This is a genomic window from Bradyrhizobium sp. CCBAU 51627 (assembly GCF_028128765.1).
In the GTDB taxonomy this organism is placed as follows: domain Bacteria; phylum Pseudomonadota; class Alphaproteobacteria; order Rhizobiales; family Xanthobacteraceae; genus Bradyrhizobium.
Genome location: NZ_LBJG01000081.1, coordinates 1 through 24,195 on the forward strand (window position 1 = coordinate 1; position 24,195 = coordinate 24,195).

Below are 24,195 nucleotides of genomic sequence, written 5' to 3' on the forward strand. Positions count from 1 at the left end.
AAGCTTGCCTGATGGGAGCCGGGTGAGGCGAGAGTCTCACGCCCGGTTCTGCGAGAGGCTGGAGGTGAAATCCCTCCGGCCTACTCACCCCACAGTGCCGATCCTGGCCAAGGGCCAGACGATCAAAGGACATATCTGGACCTACGTCCGCGACGATCGGCCATTCGGCGGACGGGCGCCGCCGGCTGCGCTCTATTACGCCTCGCGTGACCGGCGGCAGGAGCATCCCACGCGGCATCTTCAAAGCTTCTCCGGTATCCTCCAGGCCGATGCCTATAGCGGCTACAACGAGCTGTATGACGCCTCGCGCGCACAGGGACCGGTCACGCCTGCACTCTGTTAGGCCCACGCCAGGCGGCAGTTCTTCGAGCTGGCGGACATCGCCGCCAATGCGAGGCGAGACAAGAATGCCGCGGCGATCTCGCCGATTGCCCTCGAGGCGGTCAAGCGCATCGATGCCCTGTTCGATATTGAGCGCGGCATCAACGGCCAAAGCGCCGAACAGCGTCTACGCGCGCGCAAAGAGCAAAGCGCACCCCTCATGGCGGCGCTGGAAGCGTGGCTGCGCGAGCAGCGTGCTCGGCTATCGAACTCCTCATCGGTCGCCAAGCCAATCGACTACATGCTGCGCCGCTGGGAACGGTTTGCTCGCTTCATCGATGACGGGCGGATCTGCCTGACAAACAATGCGGCCGAGCGCGCGCTGCGCGGCTTTGCTCTCGGCCGCAAGTCCTGGCTGTTCGCCGGCTCGGAACGCGGCGCTGATCGCGCCGCCATCATGGCGACGCTGATCATGACGGCAAAGCTCAACGACATCGATCCGCAAGCCTGGCTGGCGGACGTCTTGGCTCGCATCAACGATCACGCTGTCCACAGGCTCGAGCAACTCCTGCCATGGAGCTGGGCCTCCGAGATGGAGCGTCGTAAACTGGTGGCATGACCGTCGGTATCGCTCGCCTCAAGATTACACTCGATGACGTCAACCCCGTGGTTCTGCGCCGGGTGGATGTGCCGTTCGACATCAAGCTCGATCGCCTGCACCTGACCATCCAGGCGGCCATGGGTTGGACCAACAGCCATCTCTACGAGCTGCGCGCCGGCGACGTCGGGTGGAGCACGCCTTACCCGGATGCAGATTGGGGCGTCGGCGAGTTTCTCGATGCCCGCAAGGCTCGGCTTAGCGATATCCTCGAAGACGTCGGAATAAAGAAGCTCACATACCTCTATGACTTTGGCGACGGCTGGGAGCATTCGATCAAGGTCGAGCGCCTTATCGATCCCGAGCCCGGCATGCTCTATCCGCGTCTGATCGAAGTCAGCGGCCGCTGTCCTCCCGAGGATTGTGGCGGTCCCTGGGGCTATGCCGAACTCCTCGAAGCCATCAAGGACCCCACCCACGAACGCCACGCCGAACTCACCGAATGGATCGGCGACGATTTCGATCCCGACGCCGACGAGGCCGCGTGGCTCACCACGGAAGTTGCGGCTCTCGCCAAAAAATGGTCACGCAAACCCGCAGCCAAGCGGGCCAAACGCACCTAACCAGCGGCCTTCACCGGAGGGTTACGGCGAAGCGAACATTGCGTTCTTTGCTTCACGCCGCTGAATTTATGGGTACATGGCCTAGTTTGCTGTCGAAGAGGTATCTTCTCGAGCTAAAGCGATCGGTCTCGACGGCTGGTCAGATATGGTCGAGGTTTGATAGCCTGCAGGCACTCGACCTTGCCACTGCTCGTCGGGCCTGCTGCAGGCTTCGCTTCGTCCCACGTGGGCGCATCCCGATCCTGCGGGCGCCTTCTTCAGGTTCTCACAAACATCCGGCGAATTGCCTACCGCATTTTGCGATCGGCCCACCTCTTGATATCGGAAACCGTGAGCGCCTTGAGGAACGGATTGGCGTTGACCAGCTTTTCGCGTGTGGTCTGACCCGTCGCGTCAGCGGCGGCCATAAGGGAAGCAGCATCGGCATTTTCTGCAGCGGACAATAGCGCCACGGCGCCCGCCGGTCCCGCAAAATGGGCAAGGTAGAGAGAACCGGGCGAGATCGGCAGACCGCGCTTGTTTAGCATCGCGGCATATTCCTCCACCAGTCGCGTGGCGATCTCTCGCGCAAGCTCGGGATCTCGCCGCAGGTCCAGAAGTTCCTTGTCGCTGCGCCCCTGGATCAGATCTCGTCGGTGCCTTCGAACGGCTTCGAGCCACGTGTCATCGAGGAATTGGGCCGCACCGGTCGCGCTCGACCGCTTGTTTCTTTTATTCGGGTCACCATTGGACTCGGCTGAGATGATGCGCTCGACCAATGTCTTCTCGGCCATCTTGTCGATCGATTTCCCATTCAAACGAGCGTCGCGAAACAGTACGAAACTTGCGACGAAAGCCAGGCCGACCGCCACTCCAAGTAACAACGTAATGGATTCTGCAGGCAGCCAGTCCCTCGTGGCGACAACGTACCCGCGCTCGTCCGGGCGCGGTGGCCGGATCTCCTCAGGGCCGCGCGCGTGCCCTGCCTCATGCGCGACGAGCCGCGAGGCGCCGTCGACCATCTTGCTGATATGGAGAGATTGATGGGCTAGGTCTGGCATCGCGTTGACAGGTTCAGTACTCGGAATAGGCCCTCGAAGACCCCCGACGGGCAGGGCTTGACCTCCGCGACCGGTCTGATGAGATTGAGTTTCGCAGTTGCCGTTCCGCGCTCGACCCGAGGTTTGGGCAGCGCGACGGCGGATTTTCGTTCGCGTGCACTCCGCTTCTGCTCGATGATCTTCGAAGTCTGTTGCACAACAATCGCTGTTTGATTCGGCAGATGCACCACTTCGTTCGAGGACATTGGCTGTGGTTGCGCTTGAAGCATATGCGGGATTTCGAGTCGGTCTGCCGTCGTCAGCGTATCGTGTGGGCCAACCGCGGCATGAGCGGGCAGCGCATTCACAGGCTTTATCGCGCGCGGCGATGTATCGAGCTCCATCACCGCGAGTGTACCGAGGCCAGCAAGCATGAGAGCCACTCTCATCTGACACATTCTCCGAAGGAGAAGCCTCGCTCAAAGCCCGCCGGAAATGAGCGCCGGAAGTTCGGAGGACGATTGCAGAGATCCAATGAGGCGGCTTGGCGGCAGAAGTGAACCAGTCGGCGCGCTTACGGGAGAAGATCAGAGACAGGGTTAACGCGCGGAGGGCCCGGTTGGATGTGCGGAAATGAAGGAGGGGAGGGCGTTCCGCGATCTAAAGACCTGCCTTTGCGGTTGCGTCAGGCCGGAGCGGGATGGCCGCGGCTTCGTTCGGACCTTGGGTAGCTGGCCCCGGGTGTTCACCGAGGCCGGTGAAAAGTGCCGTATGATTGAATGTCTCGAGATCGACGTATCGGCGGAGCTTGACGATATCCGGCACTGCAGCAGGGACGAACTGGGCTGGGGCAGCTGCATAGAGGCCAAACGAACGCGATCAGCCAATGTCACGCCAAGGGGCGCTACTACGAGAGCATGTTCACCGTTGTCGTGAAAGCCTCTTGTCGGCTGAGCGGATATCGCACGTGGGTGGACAACTCGCCCGACCTGCCGAGCAACGCTCCATCTTTGGCGCTTGGGCTGCAAACATCCCTAATTCGGTCTCCCCATCTTCGTGCTGCCGCCACAAACAGGACTCACGAATGCGTGACCGCGTATTGGGGAGAAAAGTAATGCGCGCACGCTCCGGAATTCTTCAAATCAGTCGAGCAGGCTGCTGAAGACCTGACACAGCTGGCTGCGGCCGAAGGCAAAAAGAGGCGCGCGGACTTACTCAATTCGCGCACCTCCGGGCCGTTTCACGGCGACTGAAGTCAGACGCAGTTCACAGCGGCCTCCAGCGACGCGGATGGTGCCGGTAATAATCGTAGTCGTGATCGCAGTCATCGTAGCCGTAGTAACCGGGTCCGCCGAGGACGATGGTTACACCACCCCGATGGCCGCCCCCGTGATGCCAGCCGCCAAACTCAAATGCGGAGGCGGAGGTTGGGGCCAGAGCAGCCGCACCCAACGAAGCTGCGGCAACTGCAGTAAAAAAGAATTTGCGCAACATGATCGATTCCTCTCTGTCAGGTTTGATGGAAGTCCTGCGTCAACATGGCCTGGGGCCTGCGCAGCGGTGAATTGATATCGCGACAGACCGAGTGAACTCTGTGACACGCGCCACACATTGGTCGGCGATACCGGATTGCTCCTGTCGGCGAACAACAGATCGCAGAATGGATGAAGATCACCGAGTGAATTTCTGTTCACGACGAACACGAATTGGAGCGTGACGTCGACCTTTCTCGGCGCGCCAGGTGGTGACAAGGAATGCACCGACACTCTCGAGTCGAGATCAACGACGATTTTTGAGAGCAGGGAATCTAGGGCACTACGGACCACGCGGCAGGCCGACTGATGTCTTCGCAGCCCTCACAAAAAGGTTTCGTGGGGCGTCGCGCCTGCAGCTCTTGCCCGAATGTGTGACGTTGCTCACGGTGCGCGTTCTCTCTCCCGACTATTCAGATTCCGTTCGCGGGGAATCCTCCCCTCCAATCCAAAGGAGAATGACATGAGCCATGAAATCCGGGAGCTGAGCATAGATGATCTGGACGATGTCTCGGGCGGCAACAAGATCGTCGAAATCGCGATCAACGTTGTTGCAAACCTTGTTTATGATGGCCTGAAGTGGCTCGTGAACAACGGCACGATCCAGGGCGGCCAGGCCAGCTGCGGCATGGGCCATTTGCCTTGCTAGTCAGTTGCTCGAATTGAGGCGCCTGCAGGTGCTTTCGGGCCTTCAGGCGCTCGTCGCTCGGGAAGCAGGAGGGCGCCCCCGCGCGTTCAACGCTCCCAGACGCGGAGCCGCAGGTGGGGCAGGCGATTTCGATCTTGCATCAGCGAGTATTTCGGAATAATCGCATTATGCCACTGTTTTGCCCGACGCGTCAAATGGCTTTGGTTGAGCGCGCGCCGCGGGAGGCGTAAGTCCTTGATCCGACATGGACCGCCTACTGTGCATGGGGTTGTTTTCGAGATTGGCGGGATGTGATGGTCCTGAAAGCGGACCGCTCGTGCAGCTAAGAGCCTGATTCGCTGCACATTTCGCGTTGGCTGGGCGTGCCCGGGCGATCCGCCACGCGGAACTTTTTCCTCACCGCCGCGTTATCTCGGCATGACAGAAGACCTTTCCTTCCGACGCAAACCCCTGACTCCTGAACAGCGCCAGGCCCGCGATGCGGCTCGCCGGATCGAGGCCGAGAAGGCCATGCGCGACCATGAGGAAGCGCAGAAGGCATTTCACGCCAACCGCGAGCGGCTGAAGGCCGAGCGGCTGGCGCGCGAGGCGGCTGCAGCCAAAGGCTGACGAGACCTGACCGGCCGGGCGTCACTTGCGGCCGGGCGGGTGTGCGGTCGTCAGCCATGAGTCTGAGGGCCTTTAGGGCGACGGCACTTGCCGGCGACTTTGGGCAGGCCTGACCCTGCGAGGCCCATTGTCGAGAGCGCGGCCTGCTACAGGCGCACGCGCTCAAACCATCCAAATTCCAGAAGCCGTCTGTTCATGCATCCGGCCTGCCACGGCCGCAGTCCAGCTGCCGGCTTGACGGCGTCCGCCTTCGGTCGGAAGATTCAGATGAACTCAATAGACGAGAGCCACGGAGAATTCGCCCCCCAATCGGCGTAACGCAAACGGAGCTGACCATGACCACGTTCGACAAGCGCGAGCAGGGCTTTGAGGCCAAATTCGCCCATGAGGAGGAGCTCATGTTCAAGGCCGCGGCGCGGTCGAACAAGCTGCTCGGGCTCTGGGCCGCAGGTCAGCTCGGACTCGACGGCGATGCGGCGGCGGCTTACGCGACGGCGCTGGTCACGGACAATCTGGCGAACCAGACAATGGACGAGACCCTGAACAAGGTGTCGGGCGACCTCGCTGACAAGGGGATTTCCCGCGAGCAGGTCGCGCTAAAACTCCAGGAATGCCTGCATCAGGCGTTGGCGCAGCTCGAGGCCGCATCGCGCCAGGCCGGCTAGTTGGGCGCACGCGCCTCACTCGGCACGCCTGCGCGCAGTCGCGTCGCTGAACCTGTCGACGAAGGCGATCCCGATCGCCGAGACCACGAAGGTGATGGGGATCAGCACCTGCCACATCACGCCGTTCTCGGTGAAGCTGGCGCGGTTCGAGCCGAGATTGCCGGCCTCGATGAATGTGCGCAGCAGCGCGAACCGAAGATGATCATCGGCAACAGGCTGATCCACCTCGCCGGATTGGCCGGTGGAAGACGGGAACGCCCCTTCGCCGCCTGTGGATGAGACGGTCTCATGCTATCTTGGCATATCGCGGGGAGCTGAGGAGAGGCGGACAGTGCTGCGCAGCGGCTTTGGCAAATGGATTGGCAGGCTTGTGCTTGCGAGCACAGGGATCGTTCTTGGCGCCGGCGCCTCCAAGGTGTCGGCGACGCCGCTGACGCCGTTCCGCTATGAGGCGCAGGCCCAGCGCCATTGTCCCGGCGACAAAGTGGTGTGGCTGGATTTCAGGAAGGGCGTCTACTACCGCAAGGGGCAGAAGCTCTATGCCCAGGGCTTCGACGGCAGTTTCGTTTGCCTGAGTGAAGCGCGAGACAGCCTCTATCGCAGTTCGCCGCTGGGGTTGCGCTGAGCGGGCACGCAGGCCGCGCGAGCTTGGGTTCGATGGATTAGCCGAAGGCCAGCGCCACGAGGCTCGAGCAGAGCAGGACCAGACCGCCCGCGGTCAAGGCCAGAAAGCCATCAGATACGAAGTCATGTTTGCGCATGAGACACCTGCTGCTCTCGTCTTCGATGCTCGATCGGATTGCTTAAAATTGTCCGAACGGGCCGCCTTGAAGAAGTGATGCAATGTCGCCCGCGCGAGTGCCTTCAGGCCCTCGTGCGGTAGCCTTCAAACGCATGGGCCAGGAAGATCCCCGCGCTTACCAGACCCATCAGTGCCGAAACCGTCTCGATCATCGTTAAATTCCAATCCCGCCCCTGCACGCGAGAAAACGCGGGCGGCCTTGCACAGTCAAAAGAATTCCGGTGAAGCGCGTGACAATGGGGGTGGAGTGAGCTTTTGGCGCAACAGCTTGTGCGGGACTGGCACAGCGGAGGTGGCCCTGAGGCCCTCGCGCCCTGTAGATCAACGGACAATTGCGAACGTCCTGTTTACCATCCCGGTGCGAACGCTGTGGGCTCCCCATTTCCGCCGTGTTCGGGTTGCGTTATCGTTACCACCTCTGGGACGGTGGTGGGCCGCCGCGGAGCTTGAGGACCGGACGGCGCGCTCCGCAGGCAAGCGGATTGGGTCCGTCTGCGGCGAAATGGTATTGGGGCGAATGGGGATCCGAAGGTCAGATTCGGTGGTGCGGGCCGCGCGGTGCGCTGCGGTGGTCGGCACGTGCCTCGCGCTCGCCAATTGCGCCTCGTCCAACAAGTTCGCCAGCCGGGTCGATCCCAAATATGGCGTGTCATCGAGCCCGCGAGTCGTGGCCTGGGGCGATCCTGTCCCGAAGGGCGGCGGCACCTATCGCGTCGGCAAGCCCTATGTGGTGGGGGGCCGGACCTATGTGCCGGAGGAGGACGTCAACTACCGGGCCGAGGGCATGGCATCCTGGTACGGCGACGATTTCCACGGCCGCCTGACCGCCAATGGCGAAGTGTTCGACATGGGCTCGCTGACAGCGGCGCATCCGACCCTGCCGATGCCGTCCTATGCACGGGTGACCAACCTGTCGAACGGCAAGTCGCTGATTGTCCGCGTCAATGATCGCGGCCCCTACCATGGCAACCGTCTCATCGACGTCTCGAACAAAGCCGCCGAACTGCTTGAATTCAAAGGCAATGGCGTCGCCAAGGTCCGGGTCGAATATGTCGGCCGGGCGCCGCTCGAAGGCTCCGACGACCGCCAACTGATGGCGACCTTGCGCACCGGCGTTCCGGCGCCGTCGCCCTCGATGGTCCGGGTCGCCTCGGCAAGGCCCTTCGTGCCGGAGCTGCCGTCGTCGAGCCGTGGCGCCATCCGCGGCGAAGTCCCGATGCCGGAGGGACGGCCCTACAGCCTCGGCAACACCTCGGCGGACGTCGCTTCGCTCAACGCGACCTCGGAAATGTCGGCCTCGAGCCGCAGCCGGGGCCGGGCGCTCCAGAATGTTCGGCAGGTGTCCTATGATCAGGACGGGCGCTATGTCGGCAATCCTCTTGCCGCCTCCGATGACGGCGCAGCCGAGGCTCGCAGCATCCTCACAGGCCGCGGCCTGTACTGATCTCGAACAACGCGTCACGGCCTAGTGCTGGGCCGCTTCGCCCAGGAATCTGAGCAGCGCCGCATTCACCTCGCCGGGCCGCTCCTGTTGTACCCAGTGGCCGGTGCCCTCGATGATCAGCTTTCGCGTGAGATTGGGCAGCACGCGCTCCAGCTCGTTGACGCGCTTGGCGCCGATCAGGCCGGTGATGACGGCGTCTTGCGCCCCGGCGATGAAGAGGGAGGGCTGGTGGATCTGCGCATCCTGCCAGGGCGCGGTCAGCTCCCAATTGCGATCGAGGTTGCGGTACCAGTTCAGCCCGCCGCGGAATCCGGATGAGCGGAAGCTTTCGGTGAAATGAGCGAGATCGTCTTCGCTCAGCCACGCCGGCAGCGGCTCCTCGGTCGTGGCATGGCCGAGAAAGCCCTTGCCCTCTTGCACGAACATCGCCGCATTCGGATCGGCCAATCCGCGCCCGCCGAGCACGATGCGCATGGTGCGGGCGACGTCATGCTCGAACTCGGCCTCCGCGACGCCGGGCGCCTGGAAATACTGCCAGTAGAAATTGGTGATGCCGCCCTGGCGCAGCAGCTCGAGCGGTTTGCCGCGTCCGCGGAACGGCGGCGGCACGCTCAGGCCTGCGACCGCCGTAAAGATATCAGGGCGGAACAGCGCGGCATGCCAGGCGACCGGCGCGCCCCAATCGTGGCCGACCACCATCGCCTTGGCCGCGCCGAGCGCCTGGACCAGGCCGACGATGTCGCCGACCAGGTCAAAGATCGAATAGGCGGCGACGTCGGCCGGCGCCGCGCTCTGGCCGTAGCCGCGCATGTCCGGCGCCACGACATGAAACCCGGCGGCCGCGAGCGCCGCGATCTGGTGCCGCCAGGAATAGGATGTCTCCGGCCAGCCGTGGCACAGCACCACCAGCGGCCCCTGGCCCGCCTCGCGGATGAAGAGGTCAATCCCATTGGCCTTGATCACGCGAGTGGTGGGCATCGCTTTTCCGCCTTTTTTCAGAGGTTTGGTCGAAAATCGTGAGATACTACGATAAGGACGCCCCGAGAATCGTGCAATCTCCGAGGCGAGCACTGATCCTCGTGTTGTTCGCACCGATTCCAACTGTTAAAACGCAGCTCTCAGGGCTTCGCCATGGCATTTCGTCTCATCCCGCTCGGTCGGACCCGGTTCACGCCCGGAGCGCTGACGCGCGGGCTGGTCGCCGCAGCGCTCGCGGTGAGCCTCAGCTGGGGCGGGGTGCTCAACGCCGCCAACCAGAGCGTCCAGGGCGCCAAGAAGGTGGAAGATTCCGGCTTCGACGGCGCCGCTCCCACCGCGATCCTGATGGAGGCCTCCAGCGGCAGCGTGCTGTTCGAGAAGAACGCGGACGAGCTGCGCGCGCCCTCCAGCATGATGAAGCTGATGACGGCGGAGGTCGTGTTCAACGCGATCAAGAAGGGCGAGGTCAAGCTGACCGACGAATACCGGATCAGCGAGAACGCCTGGCGCAGGGGCGGGGCTCCCTCGGGCACCTCGACGATGTTTGCGGCCATCAATAGCAAGGTCTCCGTCGACGACCTGCTGCACGGCGCAATCATCCAGAGCGGCAACGACGCTTGCATCGCGCTCGCCGAGGGCATCGCCGGCAATGAGCGGATCTTTGCCTCCGACTTCATGACCAAGCGCGCCCGCGAACTCGGCATGACCAAGTCGACCTTCGCCAATTCCAACGGCTTGCCCGACCCCGGCAACAAGATGACGGTCCGCGAGCTCGGCATGCTCGCCCGTCACATCATCCTGGACTTTCCAGAATTCTACAAACTGTTCGGCGAGAAGGAGTTCACCTGGAACAAGATCCGGCAGCCCAACCGCAATCCGCTGCTCAATTCGATGGAAGGCGCTGACGGACTGAAGACCGGCTACACCAAGGAGGGCGGTTACGGCATGGTTGGCTCGACCGTGCAGAACGGCACGCGGTTGATCGTCGTCGTCAACGGGCTGGAAGACTCCGAGGATCGGGCTACCGAAGCCAAGAAGATGCTGGAATGGGGGTTTCGCAATTTCGAGAGCCGCACGCTGATCGCGGCCGACCAGCCGGTCGGCTATGCCAAGGTGTTCGGCGGCGACAGCCGCTCCGTGAAGCTCGTCGCGAAAGAGCCTGTGAAGGTGATGGTGCACAAGAACGGCAGCGACAAGCTGATCGCGCGCATCGTCTATAGCGGCCCGGTGCGCGCCCCGATCGAAGCAGGGCAGAAGGTCGGCGTGGTCAGGGTCTGGCGCAGCGGCACCATCGCTGTGGAAACGCCGGTCTATACAGCCGAAGCGATTGGCACCGGTTCGACCGTGCGCCGCGCGATCGATGGGGCCAGCGAGCTCGTGATCGGCATGTTCCGCGCGGGCGTCGAGAAGCTCTGATCATGAGTGAGAGTACGGGACAGCGGCCGTCCGGACGCGGACGCTTCATCACCTTTGAAGGCGGTGAGGGGACGGGCAAGTCGACCCAGATCAAGAAGCTTGCCGATCGTCTCACTGCGGCCAGGCTCCGCACGATTGTCACGCGCGAGCCGGGCGGCTCGCCGGGCGCCGAAATCATGCGCCATCTGGTACTGTCGGGAATGGGCAAGCTGCTCGGCCCCGAGGCCGAGACGCTGCTGTTTGCCGCGGCCCGCGATGACCATGTCCGCACCAGGATCGCGCCCGCGCTCAATCAGGGCATTTGGGTGTTGTGCGATCGCTTCGCCGACTCGACACGGGCCTATCAGGGCAGCCTCGGCAGCGTCCCAGCCGGTCTCATCAATGCCATGCAGCGCGTCACGATCGGCGATCTCAAGCCCGATCTGACCATCATCCTCGATCTGCCGGTGGAGATCGGCCTGGCACGCGCGGCAGCGCGGCGCGGCGGCGGTGCTCCTGACAGGTTCGAAAGCGAGAAGCTCAGCTTCCATCAGGGCCTGCGCGAGGCCTATCGCAAGATCGCAGCGGACGATCCGGCACGCTGCGTGCTGATCGATGCCAATTCCGACCCTGATACGGTCGCCGGCCGCGTCTGGGCCGCACTACGCGATCGCCTCCTGCCGACACCAGCATCGGTGGTATCCGTATGAGCCCGCGCCAGACCGAGCGCGAGAGCGCCATCCCGCATCCGCGCGAGACCAGCCTTCTGTTCGGCCATCGCGAGGCCGAGAGCGCGCTGCTGACTGCCTATCGCAGCGGGCGCATCCCGCATGCCTGGCTGATCGGCGGCCCGCAAGGCATCGGCAAGGCGACGCTGGCCTATCGCATGGCGCGGTTCGTGCTTGCTCACGGCCAGCCGTTATCGTCCCTCGTGCAGGACGCCGAAGACCTCGCGCTCGATCCTGATGATGCCGTGGCGCGACAGGTCGCGGCGGGCTCGCATGGCGGCCTGCTGACGCTCGAGCGCACCGCCAATGATCGTGGCGTGATGCGCACAGTCATCACCGTGGACGAAACGCGCGAGACCATCACGTTCTTCGGTTCGACCGCCGCCGCGGAAGGCTGGCGCGTTTGCATCGTCGACACCGTCGACGAGCTCAATCCGAATGCGGCGAATGCGCTGCTGAAGATCCTGGAAGAGCCGCCGCAGCGATCGCTGTTCCTGCTGGTGAGCCACGCGCCCGCACGCGCCCTCGCCACGATTCAGTCGCGTTGCCGCAAGCTGCGGCTGCGATCGTTGACGACCGATGAGGTGATTGGCGCGGCCGCGGCGGTTGCAGGCCTTGCACCAACCGATCTGGCGCTGCGAGAGGCGGCCGAGGCCTCCGAGGGCAGTGTCGCTCGGGCGCTGACGCTGCTCGGCGGCGACGCACTGAAACTTCAGCAACGCACGGCGGCGCTGCTGGCGCGACTGCCGGACGTCGATCCGCGCGAATTGCACACGCTCGGCGATTCGCTTGGCACCAGCGACCGCGTCGCGCTTGCGGCCTTCATCGACGGCATCGATCGCTGGATCGCGGTCCGCCTGCATGCGGACGAGGCCAATGCCAACCAGAACCTGCCGCGCCTTGCGCGCCTAAGCGAGGTATGGGAAAAGATCGTCCGCGCCGCGCGCGACACCGAAACCTACAATCTGGAGCGAAAGCCCTTGGTTTTCTCGGTGTTCGGCTGGCTGGCGGACGCAACGCGCTAGAGCATGATCCGGAAGAGTACGGAGCGGTTTTCCGAAGAGGTCATGCTCAACAATGACCAAACGCAAATTCGTTTCCAGATTTCGGGAAGCCGGTAAAGGAATTCGTCGTGGCAACGCGAGCTAAGAAAACCGCCAGGGGCAAGAAGGCCGCCAAGAAAACTGCCAAGAAAGCCACGAAGAAGGCTCCAAAGGCACTTGCGCGCAAAGCCGCCAAGAAGGTCAAGAAGACCAAGAAGGTCGGTGCCAGGAAGGGCCTGAAAAAGGGCGCGTCAAAACCGGCAAAGAAGGCGGGCAAGAAGGCTGCGAAGAAGGCAGCTGCCAAAAAGCCTGCAAATGCTCCGGCGAAGAAGGTGGCCAACAAGGCGCGCCTGACCGCGCCCGCCGTGACGGCCGTGCCGGCTGCCGTCGCTCCGGCGCCCAAAGCCGTGAAGCCCAAGGCCTCACGCCCCAAGGCTCCACCTGCGCCGAGGCCGGTGGCGGCGGCCACGATACCGGCAGCGCCTGTTGCCGCGCCTGCGCGCGACAATGTCTTCTATATCACCACTGCGATCGCGTATCCCAATGGCGTTCCGCATATCGGCCACGCCTATGAGGCGATCGCGACCGACGCGCTGGCGCGCTTTGCACGGCTCGACGGCAAGGACGTGTTCTTCCTGACCGGTACCGATGAGCACGGTCTGAAGATGGTCCAGACCGCGCAGAACGAGGGCCTGACGCCGGCCGCACTCGCGACCCGCAACGCGGGCCGATTCAAGCAGATGGACGAGCGATTGAACGTGTCGTTCGACCGTTTCATTCGCACCACAGAGGCGCAGCACCATCGATCGACCAAGGAAATCTGGCGGCGCATGGAAGCCAATGGCGACATCTATGCGGACACCTATTCCGGCTGGTACTCGGTGCGTGATGAGGCCTATTACGGCGAAGACGAGACACGCCTGAACGACGACGGAGTACGCCTGGGCCCGCAGGGCACGCCGGTCGAGTGGGTCGAGGAGAAGAGCTATTTCTTCCGCCTGTCCGCTTATCAGGACAGGCTGCTGAAGCTGTACACGGAAAATCCGGATTTCATCGGCCCGGACTCGCGCCGCAACGAGGTGGTGAGTTTCGTCAAGGGCGGTCTGCGCGATCTCTCGATCTCGCGCACAACGTTCGACTGGGGCGTCAAGGTGCCCGGCGACGAAGAGCACGTGATGTATGTCTGGGTCGACGCGCTGACCAATTACATCACCGGCGTCGGCTTTCCCGACGAGAGCGACAAGAACTGGCGTTACTGGCCGGCCGATGTGCACATCATCGGCAAGGACATCATCCGCTTCCACGCCGTGTACTGGCCCGCATTCCTGATGTCTGCCGGAATTCCCGTGCAAAAGCGGGTCTACGCCCACGGCTTCCTGTTCAATAGGGGCGAGAAGATGTCGAAGTCGGTCGGCAACGTCGTCGATCCCTTCAATCTCGCAGATCAATATGGCGTCGACCAGATGCGTTATTTCTTCCTGCGCGAGGTGCCGTTCGGCCAGGACGGCAACTACAACCATGAAGCCATCGTCGCGCGCATCAATGCCGATCTCGCCAACGATCTCGGCAATCTCGCGCAGCGCTCGCTGTCGATGATCGCCAAGCAGCTCGGCGGCGTGCTGCCGGCGCCTGGCGCGTTCAGCGACAATGACAAGGCGATTTTGGCGATGGCTGACGGCATGATCGCCGCGAGCCGCGAGGCGATGGCGACGCAGCAGATCCATCAATGGCTCAACGCCGTGTGGGCGGTGGTCGCGGAGGCCAACCGTTATTTCGCAGGCGAAGCGCCGTGGGCGCTGGCAAAAACGGATCCAGCGCGGCAGCGGACGGTGCTCTATGTCACCGCCGAAGTCGTGCGCCAGATCGCGATCCTGGCGCAGCCGGCGATGCCGGTTGCCTGCGGCAAGCTGCTCGACAGCCTCGGTATCCCCGCGGACGAGCGCAACTTTGCGATGCTGGGCGGAGACAAGCGCATCGCGGCCGGTTCGCCCCTGCCGGCGCCGACGCCGGCGTTCCCGCGTTACGTCGAGCCGGCAGCCTGAGGCGGACGTCACGATGCTGGTCGATAGCCACTGCCATCTGGATTTTCCGGACTTCGCGGAAGACCTCGACGGGATCGTATCACGTGCCCGTGCGGCCGGGATCGGCCGCATGGTCACGATCTCGACGCGGGTGCGGAAGCTCGACCAGCTTCTCGCCATCGCCGGGCGCTACGACGACGTCTATTGCTCGGTGGGCACCCATCCGCACAACGCAGATGAGGAAGACGGCATTTCGCCGGACGAGTTGATCGCGCTCACGCAGAATCCGAAGGTGGTTGCGCTCGGCGAAGCCGGGCTCGACTATTTTTACGACAACGGCTCGCCGGAAGCGCAGGCGAGGGGCTTTCGCGCTCATATCGCCGCCGCACGCGCCACCGGCTTGCCGCTCGTCATCCACACTCGCGAGGCCGACGAGGATTGCGCTCGCATTCTGGAAGAGGAGGTGGCGAAGGGATCGTTTCGCGCCGTGCTGCATTGTTACACCGGCGGGCGCGAGCTGGCGCTGAAGGCGGTGTCGCTGGGACTCTATATCGGCTTCACGGGCATCCTGACCTTCAAGAAGTCGGATGCCTTGCGTGCGCTTGCGGCCGAACTGCCGTCCGACCGCATTCTGGTTGAAACAGACTCGCCCTATCTTGCGCCGGGCAAGTTCCGGGGCAAGCGCAACGAGCCGGCCTATGTTGTCGAAGTCGCCAAGGTGCTCGCCGAAACGCGCGGCGTGTCGCTTGAGGAGATCTCGCGCCAGACCAGTGAAAACTTCTTCCGCCTGTTCTCCAAGGTGAAAGCTTGAGGTTCTGAGCCGCATGACGCTGACGCTGACGATCCTGGGTTGCGGCTCCTCCGCCGGCGTGCCGCGCCCGGCGCTCGGCTGGGGCGCCTGCGATCCCGGTAACCCCAAGAACCGCCGCCGGCGCTGCTCGCTACTGGTCGAACAGACCGGCGAGCACGGCACCACGCGCATCGTCATCGACACCTCCCCGGACCTGCGCGAGCAGCTCATCGATGCCAATGTCGATCATATCGATGCGGTGTTCCTGACGCACGAGCATGCCGATCAAACTCACGGCATGGATGATCTGCGCTCCGTCGTCCTGCATATGCGCAAGCGCATTCCGACCTATTTCAACCAGTCGACCGCCAAGGACATCATGGCGCGGTTCTCCTATTGCTTCATCTCGCCGGAGGGCAGCGACTATCCGCCGATCCTCACCCGGCATTCGATAGAGGCGGGCGAAAGCCAGACCGTTCTGGGGAAGGGAGGTGCGGTGACCATGACGGCTTTCCTGGTCCAGCACGGCCAAATTCCCGCGCTCGGCTATCGCATCGGCAACGCAGCCTACACGCCCGACCTGAACGACATCCCGCGCGAGAGCTGGGGGGCTTTGGAAAATCTCGATCTCTGGATCGTCGACGGCCTGCGCTACACCGGCCATCCCAGTCATTTCAGCATCAACGATGCGTTGTCCTGGATCGAGCGTTTCAAGCCGAAGCGCGCCGTCATCACCAACATGACCGCCGACGTCGACTACGAGGTGATCCGGCAGACGCTGCCGGCGGGCGTGGTGCCGGCCTATGACGGGCTGCGGCTGGAGACGACCTAAGCCCGGCTGGGGAAAATCCGCAGCAGGCCGGCATGTTCCTTGCCTGCAAGGCCCTGATCGTGTTGGTCTAATGTCTCAAAGACAGACGTGTGACGGCGGCGATAATCAGCCAGGACCGGCAAGGCGCAGAAGCATGGGACGCATGAGGATTGGGGGCCGCATTGGCGGAGCATGACGATATCGAAGCACCGGGGCTGCTCCGGCGCGCTCTTGACCTTCTCTATCTCGGCGCGGGCTACGCAGCCGGCATTTTCCTGGTCGCGATCTTCGCGATCATGATGGTCATGTCGGTCGGCAGGCAATTCGCCATCAACATTCCCGCCGGCGACGATTTCGCATCCTGGTGCATGGCCGCGATGGCCTTTCTCGGCCTCGCCCACACCTTCAAGCGCGGCGAGATGATCCGAGTTGGCCTCTTGCTGGAGCGTCTGCACGGGCGCGTGCGGCAGGCCGCCGAAATCGTGGCACTCGGCATCGCGACCGCGTTCATTCTCTACTTCACGCGGCATGCAGCGCAGATGGCTTACGACTCCTGGCGCTTCAACGACGTAGCCCAAGGCGTCGTTGCCGCTCCTCTCTGGATTCCACAGCTCGGCTTTGCCGGCGGCCTTGCGATCCTGTCGATCGCAGTCATCGATGAAATGGTCAATGTGCTGCGTGGCGGCCGCCCGACCTACGAGCAGGGTTCGCCCGACGAGACGCCGGACGAGTTCATCGAACGGATCTCGCAGGGCGGCGGGGGGTGATCATGGCCAATCTCGGTATGATCGAGCTTTCGTTCATCCTGCTCGGCGTGATGATCCTGCTGCTGGGGAGCGGCGTCTGGATCGCCGTGTCGCTTGGGCTGGTGGGTTTTGTGGCGATGGCGCTGACCACGAGCCTGCCGCTCGGCTCCGTGCTGGCCACCACCACCTGGAGCGCGAGCGCGTCCTGGACGCTGGCCGCATTGCCGCTCTTCATCTGGATGGGAGAAATCCTGTTCCGGACGAAATTATCGGAGGAGATGTTTCGCGGATTGTCGCCCTGGGTGCAATGGCTGCCCGGGCGGCTGACCCATGTGAACGTCATCGGCTGCGGCATCTTTGCGGCCGTGTCGGGCTCCTCGGCTGCGACTTGTGCGACAATCGGCAAGATCGCGCTACCCGAGCTCGACGGGCGCGGTTACGACAAGGGCCTCAGTCTCGGCTCCCTGGCAGGCTCCGGAACGCTCGGCTTGCTGATCCCACCGTCGATCCCGATGGTCGTCTATGCGGTCACGGCCAACGTTTCGGTCTTGCAGGTGTTTCTGGGCGGCTTCCTGCCGGGCGCGCTCGTCATGGTGCTTTACTCCGGCTACATCATCATCTGGTCGCTGCTCAACCCGAAGAAGATCCCGCCGCGCGATCCTCCGATGCCGTTCCGGCAGAAGCTGAAGGAGTCGGCCAAGCTTGTGCCGTGCCTGCTGCTGATCCTCTCGGTCTTCCTCTCGCTCGTGCTCGGCTTTGCGACCGCGACCGAATGCGCTGCGTGGGGCGTCGCCGGCGCGCTGCTGCTGGCATGGTGGAGCCGAACGCTCACGCGCAAGAACTTCGTCGAGAGCGTCATGAGCGCGACGCGCCTGACCTGCATGATCATGCTCATTCTCGCGGGAGCCGCGTACACAACGGCCGCGATGGCCTATACCGGCATTCCGGCGGCGCTCGCCACCTGGGTGCAAGGGCAGCAGCTCACGCCGAGCATGCTCGCGCTCTATCTGAGCATCATGTACATCATCCTCGGCTGCCTGATCGACGGCATCTCGATGATCGTGCTGACGGCCGTCATCGTGCTGCCGATGGTGAAGCAGGCTGGGCTCGATCTAATCTGGTTCGGGGTCTATCTCATTATCCATGTCGAGATGGCTCAGATCACCCCGCCGGTCGGCTTCAACCTGTTCGTGCTTCAGAACATGAGTGGCCGCGATACCCTGACCGTCGCCAAGGCCGCGTTCCCGTTCTTTATGCTGCTGCTAGCCGCCGTGTTCATCATCACCGAATATCCGCAAATCGTGCTGTTTCTGCCCAAGCTCGCGTTCCCCGACTAAGGGTTTTGCGCTTTACCGTGAGGAGAAGTTCGATGACGTCCCGTTTGTTGCTTTCAGGATTGATCGCTGGTGCGCTGTTGGCCGCGACGCCCGCCATGGCCCAGACCAAATGGAATTTGCCCGCGGCGTATCCGGCCGACAATCCGCACTCGGAAAACCTGGTCGCGTTCGCCAAGGACGTCGAAGCTGCCACTTCGGGAAAGCTCCTGATCACGGTTCATCCGAACGCCTCGCTGTTCAAAGCCCCGGACATCAAGCGCGCAGTCGTGACCGGGCAGGCGCAAATGGGCGAATTGCTGCTCTCGATCCACGAGAATGAGGATCCTGTATTCGGGATCGACGTCGTGCCGTTCCTTGCGACGAGCTTTCCCCAGGCTATGAAATTGTATCAGGCCTCAAAGCCGCTGATCGCGAAGAAGCTGGACGCGCAAGGCTTGAAGCTTCTGTTCGCGGTGCCGTGGGCGCCGCAGGGCGTCTACGTCAACAAGCCGCTCGCCTCGATCGAGGACATGAAGGGCCTGAAATGGCGCGCCTATAACGTTGGCACCGCACGCATCGGCGAATTGGTCGGCGCTCAGTCCGTGACGATCCAGGCCGCGGAGCTTCCGCAAGCGCTTGCGACGGGCGTGGTGAATTCGTTCATGTCGTCGGGCGGCACGGGCTACGATTCCAAGGCGTGGGAATCCCTGAAATACTTCTACGACGTGCAGGCCTGGATTCCGAAGGACTACACCTTCGTCAACAAGGCGGCATTCGAAGCCCTCGACAAGCCGACCCAGGAGGCCATCCTCAAGGCCGCGGCTACGGCGGAAACGCGCGGCTGGAAGGCCTGGGAAGAGAAGGCCAATTGGTACATCGACCAGCTCAAGGCCAAGGGCATGACCGTCGAGCCGCCCAGCCCGGCGCTGAAGGCCGGTTTCGAAAAGATCGGTGAGCAGCTCACAGCCGACTGGCTCAAGAAAGCCGGGGCGGACGGCCAGGCCGTGATCGACGCCTACAAGAAGATGTGAGGACGAAGCAGCCCTCCGCCTGAATTCCCAGGCGGAGGGCTCTACGGTCTCCTTCAGGCCGAAATGGCCCTGGCCGAGCCGACTTCATTGCGCAGCAGGAATTTCTGGATCTTGCCCGTCGATGTCTTCGGGATCGGCCCGAACACGACGGCCTTCGGCGTCTTGAAGCCGCTCAAATGCGTGCGGCAGAAGGCGATGATGTCGGCCTCGCTCGCGCTCGCGCCGTCCTTGAGCTCGATGAAGGCGCAGGGCACCTCGCCCCATTTCGGATCGGGCTTGGCGACCACGGCGGCGAACAGCACGGCCGGGTGCTTGTAGAGAATGTCCTCGACTTCGACGGACGAGACGTTTTCGCCGCCGGAGATGATGATGTCCTTGGAACGGTCCTTGATCGTGACGTAGCCGTGTTCGTCGAGCACGCCGAGATCGCCGGTGTGAAACCAGCCGCCCTCGAAGGCTTCCCTGGTTGCTTTCTCGTTCTTGAGATATCCCTTCATCACGATATTGCCGCGGAACATGACCTCGCCGATGGTCTCACCGTCGCGCGGCACCTCCTGCATGGTCTTGGGATCGATGACGGTGACGTTTTCCTCGAGCGGGTAGGGCACGCCCTGCCGGCGCTTCATGCGCGCGCGCTCGGCGGGGGGAAGATCGTCCCAGCCAGGCTGCTCGGCACAGACGGAGGCGGGGCCGTAGACCTCGGTCAGGCCATAGACGTGCGTGAGCTTAATTCCGATGCTCTCGGCGCCTTCCAGCACCGCGACAGGCGGCGCAGCGCCGGCGATCAGGCCGACGACGTGGCGAGCCGCGTTGCCCTTCGGTGCGTCGGGCGCGTTGATCAGCGTGTTGTAGACGATCGGCGCGCCGCACATATGGGTGACGCCGTGGCTCTTGATCAGCTCGAAGATTCGTGTTGGCTCGACCTTGCGCAGGCAGACATTGATGCCGGCGGCTGCCGCGATGGTCCAGGGGAAGCACCAGCCGTTGCAATGGAACATCGGCAGCGTCCAGAGATAGACCGGGTGCTGGCCAAGATTGCCGGCGAGGATGTTGCTGACGGCGTTCAGGTAGGCGCCACGATGATGGGTGACGACGCCCTTGGGATTGCCCGTCGTGCCCGAGGTGTAGCTCAGCGCGATCGCGTCCCATTCGTCGCTCGGGGTGATCGCCGCAAAATCCGGATCGCCTTGCGCGACGGCCGCTTCATATTCGATCTCGCCGATGCGCTTGCCGCCCTTGAAGGCGGCATCGTCGACGTCGATCACGAACGGCTTGGGTCCGGCCATCTGCGCCAACGCGTCGGTGATCACACCGGAAAATTCGGGGTCGACCAGGATGATCCTGGCGCCGCCGTGGTCGAGCTGAAACGCGATCGAGGGTGCATCGAGCCGGATGTTGAGCGCGTTGAGTACGGCGCCGGTCATCGGGACCGCGAAATGCGCCTCGTTCATCGCCGGGATGTTCGGCAGCATCGCCGCCACGGTGTCGCCGACACCGATGCCTTTGCCGGCGAGATAAGATGCAAAGCGCTTGCAGCGCTCGTGCGTCTGGGCCCACGTGAAGCTGCGGCCCTCATAAACCGTGCTGACGTGATCCGGATAAACCGCGGCGCTGCGCGCGAGGAAGCTCAGCGGCGACAGCGGCACGTAATTGGCGCGAGTCTTGTCGAGACCGATATTGTACTGGTTCTGCCGATCACTCATCGACACCCTCCGTGACGCCGCGCTTTACAGGAATCCGATCGAAATCCAGGGGAAGACCGCGACGATGATCAATCCCACCAGCAGCGCCACCAGATAACCCCAGATCGGCCTGATGCCGTCGGCCGGATCGACGCGTCCAATGGCACAGGCCGCATAATAGCCGACGCCGAAGGGCGGAGCGAATAGTCCGATACCCATCGCCAGAATGATCACCATGGCGTAGTGCACTTCATGCACACCAACGGCGCGGGCGATCGGAAACAGCAGGGGTCCGAACAGCACGATCGCGGGGATGCCCTCCAGTACGCTGCCGAGGATCGTGAAGGCCAGGATAGACACGGCGATGAAGCTCGCAGCTCCCCCGGGCAATCCGGTCATGGCTGCCGCCAGCGAGCGCGAGAATCCTGATTGGGTCAGGCCCCAGGCCATCCCGGTGGCCGTGCCGATGATCAGCAGGATCGCCCCCGAGAGCGCCGCGGTCTCGACCAGCATCGGAAACAGCCGCCGCCAGTCGAAGCGGCGGTAGACCAGAAGGCCGACCAGGGCGCCATAGACGATGCCGATGGTGGAGACCTCAGTCGCGGTCGCGATGCCCTCGACGACGGCGTAGCGGATCACGAAGGGCAGCGCGAGCGCGGGCAGGGCGAAGATGAAGGTCTTGCCGATCTCGGAGGCCGTGGCGCGGCGGACATGGCTCATGTCCTCGTGGCGGTAACGCCACCAGACCAGCATGCACAGCGTGAGCGCGAGCACGACACCGGGCAGCAGACCGCCGGTGAACAGCGCCGCGATCGAGACGCCGGTGACGGAGCCGATCGTGATCAGCACGAGGCTCGGCGGAATGGTTTCGGTTTGCGCGCCGGTCGCCGCCAGCAGCGCGACGAGATCGCCGGGCTTGGCGCCGCGCTGCTTCATCTCCGGAAACAGCACGGGCGCGACCGCGGCCATGTCGGCGGCCTTGGCGCCCGATATGCCGGAGACCAGATACATGGCGCCTACCAGCACGTAATGCAGGCCGCCGCGGACGTGGCCGAGCAGGCTTCCCAGGAACGCCACCATGGCCCGGGCCATGCCTGTCATCTCGATCAGAAGCCCGAGGAACACGAACAGTGGCACCGACAGCAGGATCAAATGGCTCATGCCCTCGTCCATCCGCCCGACGAGCACCATGACGGGCGTGCGCGTGGTCAACGCCAGATAGCCGAAGATTGCGAGGCCAAAGCCGAACGCAATGGGAACGCCGGCGAAGACGCAGAAGCCGGCGACGCCGACGAAGAAGATAACGAGGTTGAGATTGCCGAGAGGCCGTAAGTAGGGCTGCGCCAGCCAGAACAGGCCGACCACGACGAGGACGGAGATCACGGCCGTCAGCACCATGCGATAATCGGCGGTGCGGAGCAGCCGGACCAGCGCGAATGCGGCCATCAGGCAAATCCCGACCGGCAGCGCGACGGCGCGCCACATGTTCGAAATCTGCAGCGCGGGTGTGGTGATGAAGCTTTCCTCGTAGGCGTAGTCCCAGGACGGCCAGATGATCAGCACAAGGAACGCGAGCGCTGCGCAGGTCGCGATCAGGTCGAGATAGGCGCGCATGGCCGGCCGCGCCCGCGCGACAACCGCGGTCATGCGCATGTGCTCGGAGCGGCGAAATGCGACCGCCGCGCCCAGCATCGCTAGCCACAGGAACAGAATCGAGGCGAGTTCGTCGGACCAGATCAGCGGCCGGTGCAAGCCGTAGCGCGCGACGACGCCCGCAAACAGGATCGCGATCTCGACAACCACCAGAATGGCCGCCGGGATTTCGACAGCGAGGCCGAGGATGTGCTCGAGCGAAGCCAGCAGAGAGGATCGGCGAGGGGGCTGAACAGCCACCTCGCCCACGACTTCGGTCACCTGAACCTCGACCTGAGCCATGACGGCCCCAACGCGTTACGACAGCTTGCCGACGGCCTTTTCCAGCAGCTCCCAGGCCTGCTCGCCATACTTGCCCTTCCACTCGGCATAGAAGCCGGCGGTGCGCAGCTTGTCGCGGAACGGCGCGACCGCGGGCTGGTTGAAGGTCAGACCCTTGCCCGCGAGCTCCTGCTGGAGACCAGCATTCAGCTTGGCAGTGTCCTCACGCTCCTTGATGGCGGCGGCGTTGATGTTCTTGGCGACGATGGTGCGCACGTCCTGTGGGAGTTTTTCCCAGGCTCTCCGGTTGGCCAGGAACCAGAAGCCATCCCACATGTGGTTGGTCAGCGAGCAGTATTTCTGCACTTCGTAGAGCTTTGCCGTCGAGATGATCGCCAGCGGGTTCTCCTGGCCCTCGACGATCTTGGTCTGAAGCGCGGAATAGACCTCGGCGAAATTGATCGAGGCGGGCGCGGCGTCGAAGGCCTTGAACATCGAGGTCCACAGCGGAGATACCGGCACACGAATCTTGAAGCCCTTGAAGTCGTCAGGACCGTTGATGGGCTTGGTCGACGACGTGGTCTGGCGGAAGCCGTTGTCCCAGATCTTGTCCATGACCTCGAGGCCGGCTTTCTTGATCTCGCCGCGGACATAGGCGCCGAGGTCGCCGTCCATGGCCTTCCAGACCGTGCCGTAATCCGGGAACGCGAAGCCGATGCCGTTGATGGATGCCGCCGGTACCAGGGTCGACAGAATCAGGCCGGACAGCGTGAAAAACTCGACGCCGCCGGAACGGATCTGGCTCAGCATATCGGTATCCGACCCAAGCTGGTTATTGGGAAAAATCTGGAGATCGAATTTGCCGTTGGTTTCGCTCTTGATCGCCGCAGCCATCTCCTTGGCGCGGATATTGAGCGGGTGCGTATCGGGCAGGTTGTTGGCGTATTTGTAGGTGAACTCGGCAGCCTGAGCACGGGCCACATAGGGTGCGCCGACACCGCCAAAGACGGCGGTCGCGGCGGAAGCCTTGAGAAGCGTGCGGCGGGAAAAACTCATGGGTCTGCTTCCTCAGAAGAATTGTTCTTGTTGTGAGACGCAAACCATACGGACGTCAGGCCTGAAGGTCATCTGCGATCTCGCGAAGCTCGCTTATTGCAGCCGGACAAGGTCGCGGCAATATCGGCTTTCAGACGAGGCCGCTGGTGCGTGCAAACTGCGGATCGATGCCTCAGACCATGGCGGCTCGAAAGTCGGATCTGTGAAGCTCCAATGGCAGGAGTTTCGCCTAAATCATTGATCAAATTGAATATAAAGATATTCCATAATATACCTTATGCGAATCGCGGATACGGCGGATCAAGGACGCGGCGCAGCAGGTGTGCTCCGCCAAATCGAGATCGTTGTTGGCCCCTTGCCCCATCAGAGACTGAACCGTGACGGCAGCTCGAGCCAGTGAGGCTCTGTTTCTGAAGTGGATC

General features: G+C 63.1%; 23 protein-coding genes and 1 pseudogene. 16 read left to right on the plus strand and 8 right to left on the minus strand.

Going from position 1 to position 24,195, the window contains the following annotated elements; all coding sequences use genetic code 11:
* A pseudogene (gene tnpC / locus XH88_RS28345) lies at positions 1 to 940 on the plus strand (IS66 family transposase); the annotation flags it as partial.
* Positions 937 to 1,542 (plus strand): plasmid pRiA4b ORF-3 family protein, encoded by a 606-nt coding sequence (locus XH88_RS28350; RefSeq protein ID WP_271671518.1) that lies wholly within the window; start codon positions 937 to 939, stop codon positions 1,540 to 1,542. The pseudogene tnpC and the gene XH88_RS28350, both read left to right, overlap by 4 nt.
* Before the next feature lie 287 nt (positions 1,543 to 1,829).
* On the opposite strand, the gene XH88_RS28355 is transcribed toward XH88_RS28350, so the two are convergent.
* The 3 genes from XH88_RS28355 to XH88_RS28365 form a co-directional block, all read right to left on the minus strand.
* A complete protein-coding gene (locus XH88_RS28355; protein ID WP_271671519.1) occupies positions 1,830 to 2,543 on the minus strand; it encodes a lytic transglycosylase domain-containing protein in 714 nt (237 codons plus the stop codon).
* Between the two features lie 26 nt (positions 2,544 to 2,569).
* On the minus strand, positions 2,570 to 2,995 hold the full coding sequence (locus XH88_RS28360) for a hypothetical protein (RefSeq protein ID WP_271671520.1): 426 nt from the start codon (positions 2,993 to 2,995) through the stop codon (positions 2,570 to 2,572).
* Positions 2,996 to 3,827: 832 nt separating this feature from the next.
* On the minus strand, positions 3,828 to 4,055 hold the full coding sequence (locus XH88_RS28365) for a hypothetical protein (RefSeq protein ID WP_271671521.1): 228 nt from the start codon (positions 4,053 to 4,055) through the stop codon (positions 3,828 to 3,830).
* 501 nt (positions 4,056 to 4,556) lie between these two features.
* Between XH88_RS28365 and XH88_RS28370 the strand changes: the two genes are divergently transcribed.
* From XH88_RS28370 to XH88_RS28380, 3 genes are all read left to right on the plus strand, one after another.
* A complete protein-coding gene (locus XH88_RS28370; protein WP_271671522.1) occupies positions 4,557 to 4,742 on the plus strand; it encodes a hypothetical protein in 186 nt (61 codons plus the stop codon).
* A gap of 417 nt (positions 4,743 to 5,159) precedes the next feature.
* Positions 5,160 to 5,351 (plus strand): hypothetical protein, encoded by a 192-nt coding sequence (locus tag XH88_RS28375; protein ID WP_092290343.1) that lies wholly within the window; start codon positions 5,160 to 5,162, stop codon positions 5,349 to 5,351.
* Positions 5,352 to 5,686: 335 nt separating this feature from the next.
* Positions 5,687 to 6,016 carry a DUF1476 domain-containing protein gene (locus XH88_RS28380; RefSeq protein ID WP_271671523.1) on the plus strand — a complete coding sequence of 110 codons (330 nt, stop codon included), beginning with the start codon at positions 5,687 to 5,689 and terminating at the stop codon, positions 6,014 to 6,016.
* A gap of 15 nt (positions 6,017 to 6,031) precedes the next feature.
* Here the strand turns inward: XH88_RS28380 and XH88_RS28385 are convergent, their stop codons facing one another.
* A complete protein-coding gene (locus tag XH88_RS28385; RefSeq protein WP_442868485.1) occupies positions 6,032 to 6,241 on the minus strand; it encodes a hypothetical protein in 210 nt (69 codons plus the stop codon).
* A 106-nt stretch (positions 6,242 to 6,347) separates the two neighbouring features.
* On the opposite strand from XH88_RS28385, the gene XH88_RS28390 reads away from it, so the two are divergent.
* Complete coding sequence (locus XH88_RS28390) at positions 6,348 to 6,641, plus strand: hypothetical protein (protein ID WP_271671524.1); 294 nt, start codon at positions 6,348 to 6,350, stop codon at positions 6,639 to 6,641.
* A gap of 694 nt (positions 6,642 to 7,335) precedes the next feature.
* Positions 7,336 to 8,262, plus strand: a complete 927-nt coding sequence (locus XH88_RS28395; RefSeq protein ID WP_271671525.1) for a septal ring lytic transglycosylase RlpA family protein — start codon at positions 7,336 to 7,338, stop codon at positions 8,260 to 8,262.
* A gap of 21 nt (positions 8,263 to 8,283) precedes the next feature.
* On the opposite strand, the gene XH88_RS28400 is transcribed toward XH88_RS28395, so the two are convergent.
* A complete protein-coding gene (locus XH88_RS28400; RefSeq protein WP_271671526.1) occupies positions 8,284 to 9,240 on the minus strand; it encodes an alpha/beta fold hydrolase in 957 nt (318 codons plus the stop codon).
* A 153-nt stretch (positions 9,241 to 9,393) separates the two neighbouring features.
* Between XH88_RS28400 and XH88_RS28405 the strand changes: the two genes are divergently transcribed.
* The 9 genes from XH88_RS28405 (at position 9,394) to XH88_RS28445 (ending at position 19,121) form a co-directional block, all read left to right on the plus strand.
* Positions 9,394 to 10,656, plus strand: coding sequence for a D-alanyl-D-alanine carboxypeptidase family protein (locus XH88_RS28405; RefSeq protein WP_271671527.1), 1,263 nt, complete (start codon positions 9,394 to 9,396; stop codon positions 10,654 to 10,656).
* Positions 10,657 to 10,658: 2 nt separating this feature from the next.
* A complete protein-coding gene (gene tmk / locus XH88_RS28410) occupies positions 10,659 to 11,345 on the plus strand; it encodes a dTMP kinase (RefSeq protein WP_271671528.1) in 687 nt (228 codons plus the stop codon).
* Positions 11,342 to 12,388: a DNA polymerase III subunit delta' gene (locus XH88_RS28415; protein WP_271671529.1), complete on the plus strand. Its 1,047-nt coding sequence runs from the start codon at positions 11,342 to 11,344 to the stop codon at positions 12,386 to 12,388. Before tmk ends, XH88_RS28415 begins: the two co-directional genes overlap by 4 nt.
* 107 nt (positions 12,389 to 12,495) lie before the next feature.
* Complete coding sequence (gene metG, locus XH88_RS28420; protein WP_271671530.1) at positions 12,496 to 14,448, plus strand: methionine--tRNA ligase; 1,953 nt, start codon at positions 12,496 to 12,498, stop codon at positions 14,446 to 14,448.
* A gap of 13 nt (positions 14,449 to 14,461) precedes the next feature.
* Positions 14,462 to 15,238 (plus strand): TatD family hydrolase, encoded by a 777-nt coding sequence (locus tag XH88_RS28425; RefSeq protein ID WP_271671531.1) that lies wholly within the window; start codon positions 14,462 to 14,464, stop codon positions 15,236 to 15,238.
* 13 nt (positions 15,239 to 15,251) lie between these two features.
* The gene (locus tag XH88_RS28430) at positions 15,252 to 16,049 is read left to right on the plus strand and encodes an MBL fold metallo-hydrolase (protein WP_271671532.1); all 798 of its coding nucleotides are present in this window, start codon (positions 15,252 to 15,254) and stop codon (positions 16,047 to 16,049) included.
* Positions 16,050 to 16,198: 149 nt separating this feature from the next.
* A complete protein-coding gene (locus XH88_RS28435; RefSeq protein ID WP_271671533.1) occupies positions 16,199 to 16,795 on the plus strand; it encodes a TRAP transporter small permease in 597 nt (198 codons plus the stop codon).
* Between the two features lie 2 nt (positions 16,796 to 16,797).
* The gene (locus tag XH88_RS28440; RefSeq protein WP_271671534.1) at positions 16,798 to 18,111 is read left to right on the plus strand and encodes a TRAP transporter large permease; all 1,314 of its coding nucleotides are present in this window, start codon (positions 16,798 to 16,800) and stop codon (positions 18,109 to 18,111) included.
* Between the two features lie 32 nt (positions 18,112 to 18,143).
* On the plus strand, positions 18,144 to 19,121 hold the full coding sequence (locus XH88_RS28445) for a TRAP transporter substrate-binding protein (protein ID WP_271671535.1): 978 nt from the start codon (positions 18,144 to 18,146) through the stop codon (positions 19,119 to 19,121).
* A gap of 53 nt (positions 19,122 to 19,174) precedes the next feature.
* On the opposite strand, the gene XH88_RS28450 is transcribed toward XH88_RS28445, so the two are convergent.
* Genes XH88_RS28450 through XH88_RS28460 form a run of 3 tightly spaced genes read right to left on the minus strand, consistent with a single transcriptional unit; the run spans position 19,175 to position 23,773 of the window.
* The gene (locus tag XH88_RS28450) at positions 19,175 to 20,824 is read right to left on the minus strand and encodes an acyl-CoA synthetase (RefSeq protein WP_271671536.1); all 1,650 of its coding nucleotides are present in this window, start codon (positions 20,822 to 20,824) and stop codon (positions 19,175 to 19,177) included.
* Between the two features lie 24 nt (positions 20,825 to 20,848).
* Positions 20,849 to 22,738 (minus strand): TRAP transporter large permease, encoded by a 1,890-nt coding sequence (locus XH88_RS28455; RefSeq protein WP_271671537.1) that lies wholly within the window; start codon positions 22,736 to 22,738, stop codon positions 20,849 to 20,851.
* Between the two features lie 15 nt (positions 22,739 to 22,753).
* A complete protein-coding gene (locus XH88_RS28460) occupies positions 22,754 to 23,773 on the minus strand; it encodes a TRAP transporter substrate-binding protein (RefSeq protein WP_271671538.1) in 1,020 nt (339 codons plus the stop codon).
* Positions 23,774 to 24,195 lie beyond the last annotated feature (422 nt).

Excerpts from the sequence above, each read along its gene's own strand:
- XH88_RS28355 (WP_271671519.1), bottom strand. The coding sequence starts at position 2,543 with ATGGTCGACGGCGCCTCGCGGCTCGTCGCGCATGAGGCAGGGCACGCG.
- XH88_RS28445 (WP_271671535.1), top strand. The coding sequence starts at position 18,144 with ATGACGTCCCGTTTGTTGCTTTCAGGATTGATCGCTGGTGCGCTGTTG.
- XH88_RS28360 (WP_271671520.1), bottom strand. The coding sequence starts at position 2,995 with ATGCTTGCTGGCCTCGGTACACTCGCGGTGATGGAGCTCGATACATCG.
- XH88_RS28405 (WP_271671527.1), top strand. The coding sequence starts at position 9,394 with ATGGCATTTCGTCTCATCCCGCTCGGTCGGACCCGGTTCACGCCCGGA.
- XH88_RS28425 (WP_271671531.1), top strand. The coding sequence starts at position 14,462 with ATGCTGGTCGATAGCCACTGCCATCTGGATTTTCCGGACTTCGCGGAA.
- XH88_RS28440 (WP_271671534.1), top strand. The coding sequence starts at position 16,798 with ATGGCCAATCTCGGTATGATCGAGCTTTCGTTCATCCTGCTCGGCGTG.
- XH88_RS28450 (WP_271671536.1), bottom strand. The coding sequence starts at position 20,824 with ATGAGTGATCGGCAGAACCAGTACAATATCGGTCTCGACAAGACTCGC.
- XH88_RS28460 (WP_271671538.1), bottom strand. The coding sequence starts at position 23,773 with ATGAGTTTTTCCCGCCGCACGCTTCTCAAGGCTTCCGCCGCGACCGCC.
- XH88_RS28370 (WP_271671522.1), top strand. The coding sequence starts at position 4,557 with ATGAGCCATGAAATCCGGGAGCTGAGCATAGATGATCTGGACGATGTC.
- tmk (WP_271671528.1), top strand. The coding sequence starts at position 10,659 with ATGAGTGAGAGTACGGGACAGCGGCCGTCCGGACGCGGACGCTTCATC.
- XH88_RS28455 (WP_271671537.1), bottom strand. The coding sequence starts at position 22,738 with ATGGCTCAGGTCGAGGTTCAGGTGACCGAAGTCGTGGGCGAGGTGGCT.
- XH88_RS28365 (WP_271671521.1), bottom strand. The coding sequence starts at position 4,055 with ATGTTGCGCAAATTCTTTTTTACTGCAGTTGCCGCAGCTTCGTTGGGT.
- XH88_RS28400 (WP_271671526.1), bottom strand. The coding sequence starts at position 9,240 with ATGCCCACCACTCGCGTGATCAAGGCCAATGGGATTGACCTCTTCATC.
- XH88_RS28415 (WP_271671529.1), top strand. The coding sequence starts at position 11,342 with ATGAGCCCGCGCCAGACCGAGCGCGAGAGCGCCATCCCGCATCCGCGC.
- XH88_RS28395 (WP_271671525.1), top strand. The coding sequence starts at position 7,336 with ATGGGGATCCGAAGGTCAGATTCGGTGGTGCGGGCCGCGCGGTGCGCT.
- XH88_RS28375 (WP_092290343.1), top strand. The coding sequence starts at position 5,160 with ATGACAGAAGACCTTTCCTTCCGACGCAAACCCCTGACTCCTGAACAG.
- XH88_RS28430 (WP_271671532.1), top strand. The coding sequence starts at position 15,252 with ATGACGCTGACGCTGACGATCCTGGGTTGCGGCTCCTCCGCCGGCGTG.
- XH88_RS28350 (WP_271671518.1), top strand. The coding sequence starts at position 937 with ATGACCGTCGGTATCGCTCGCCTCAAGATTACACTCGATGACGTCAAC.
- XH88_RS28380 (WP_271671523.1), top strand. The coding sequence starts at position 5,687 with ATGACCACGTTCGACAAGCGCGAGCAGGGCTTTGAGGCCAAATTCGCC.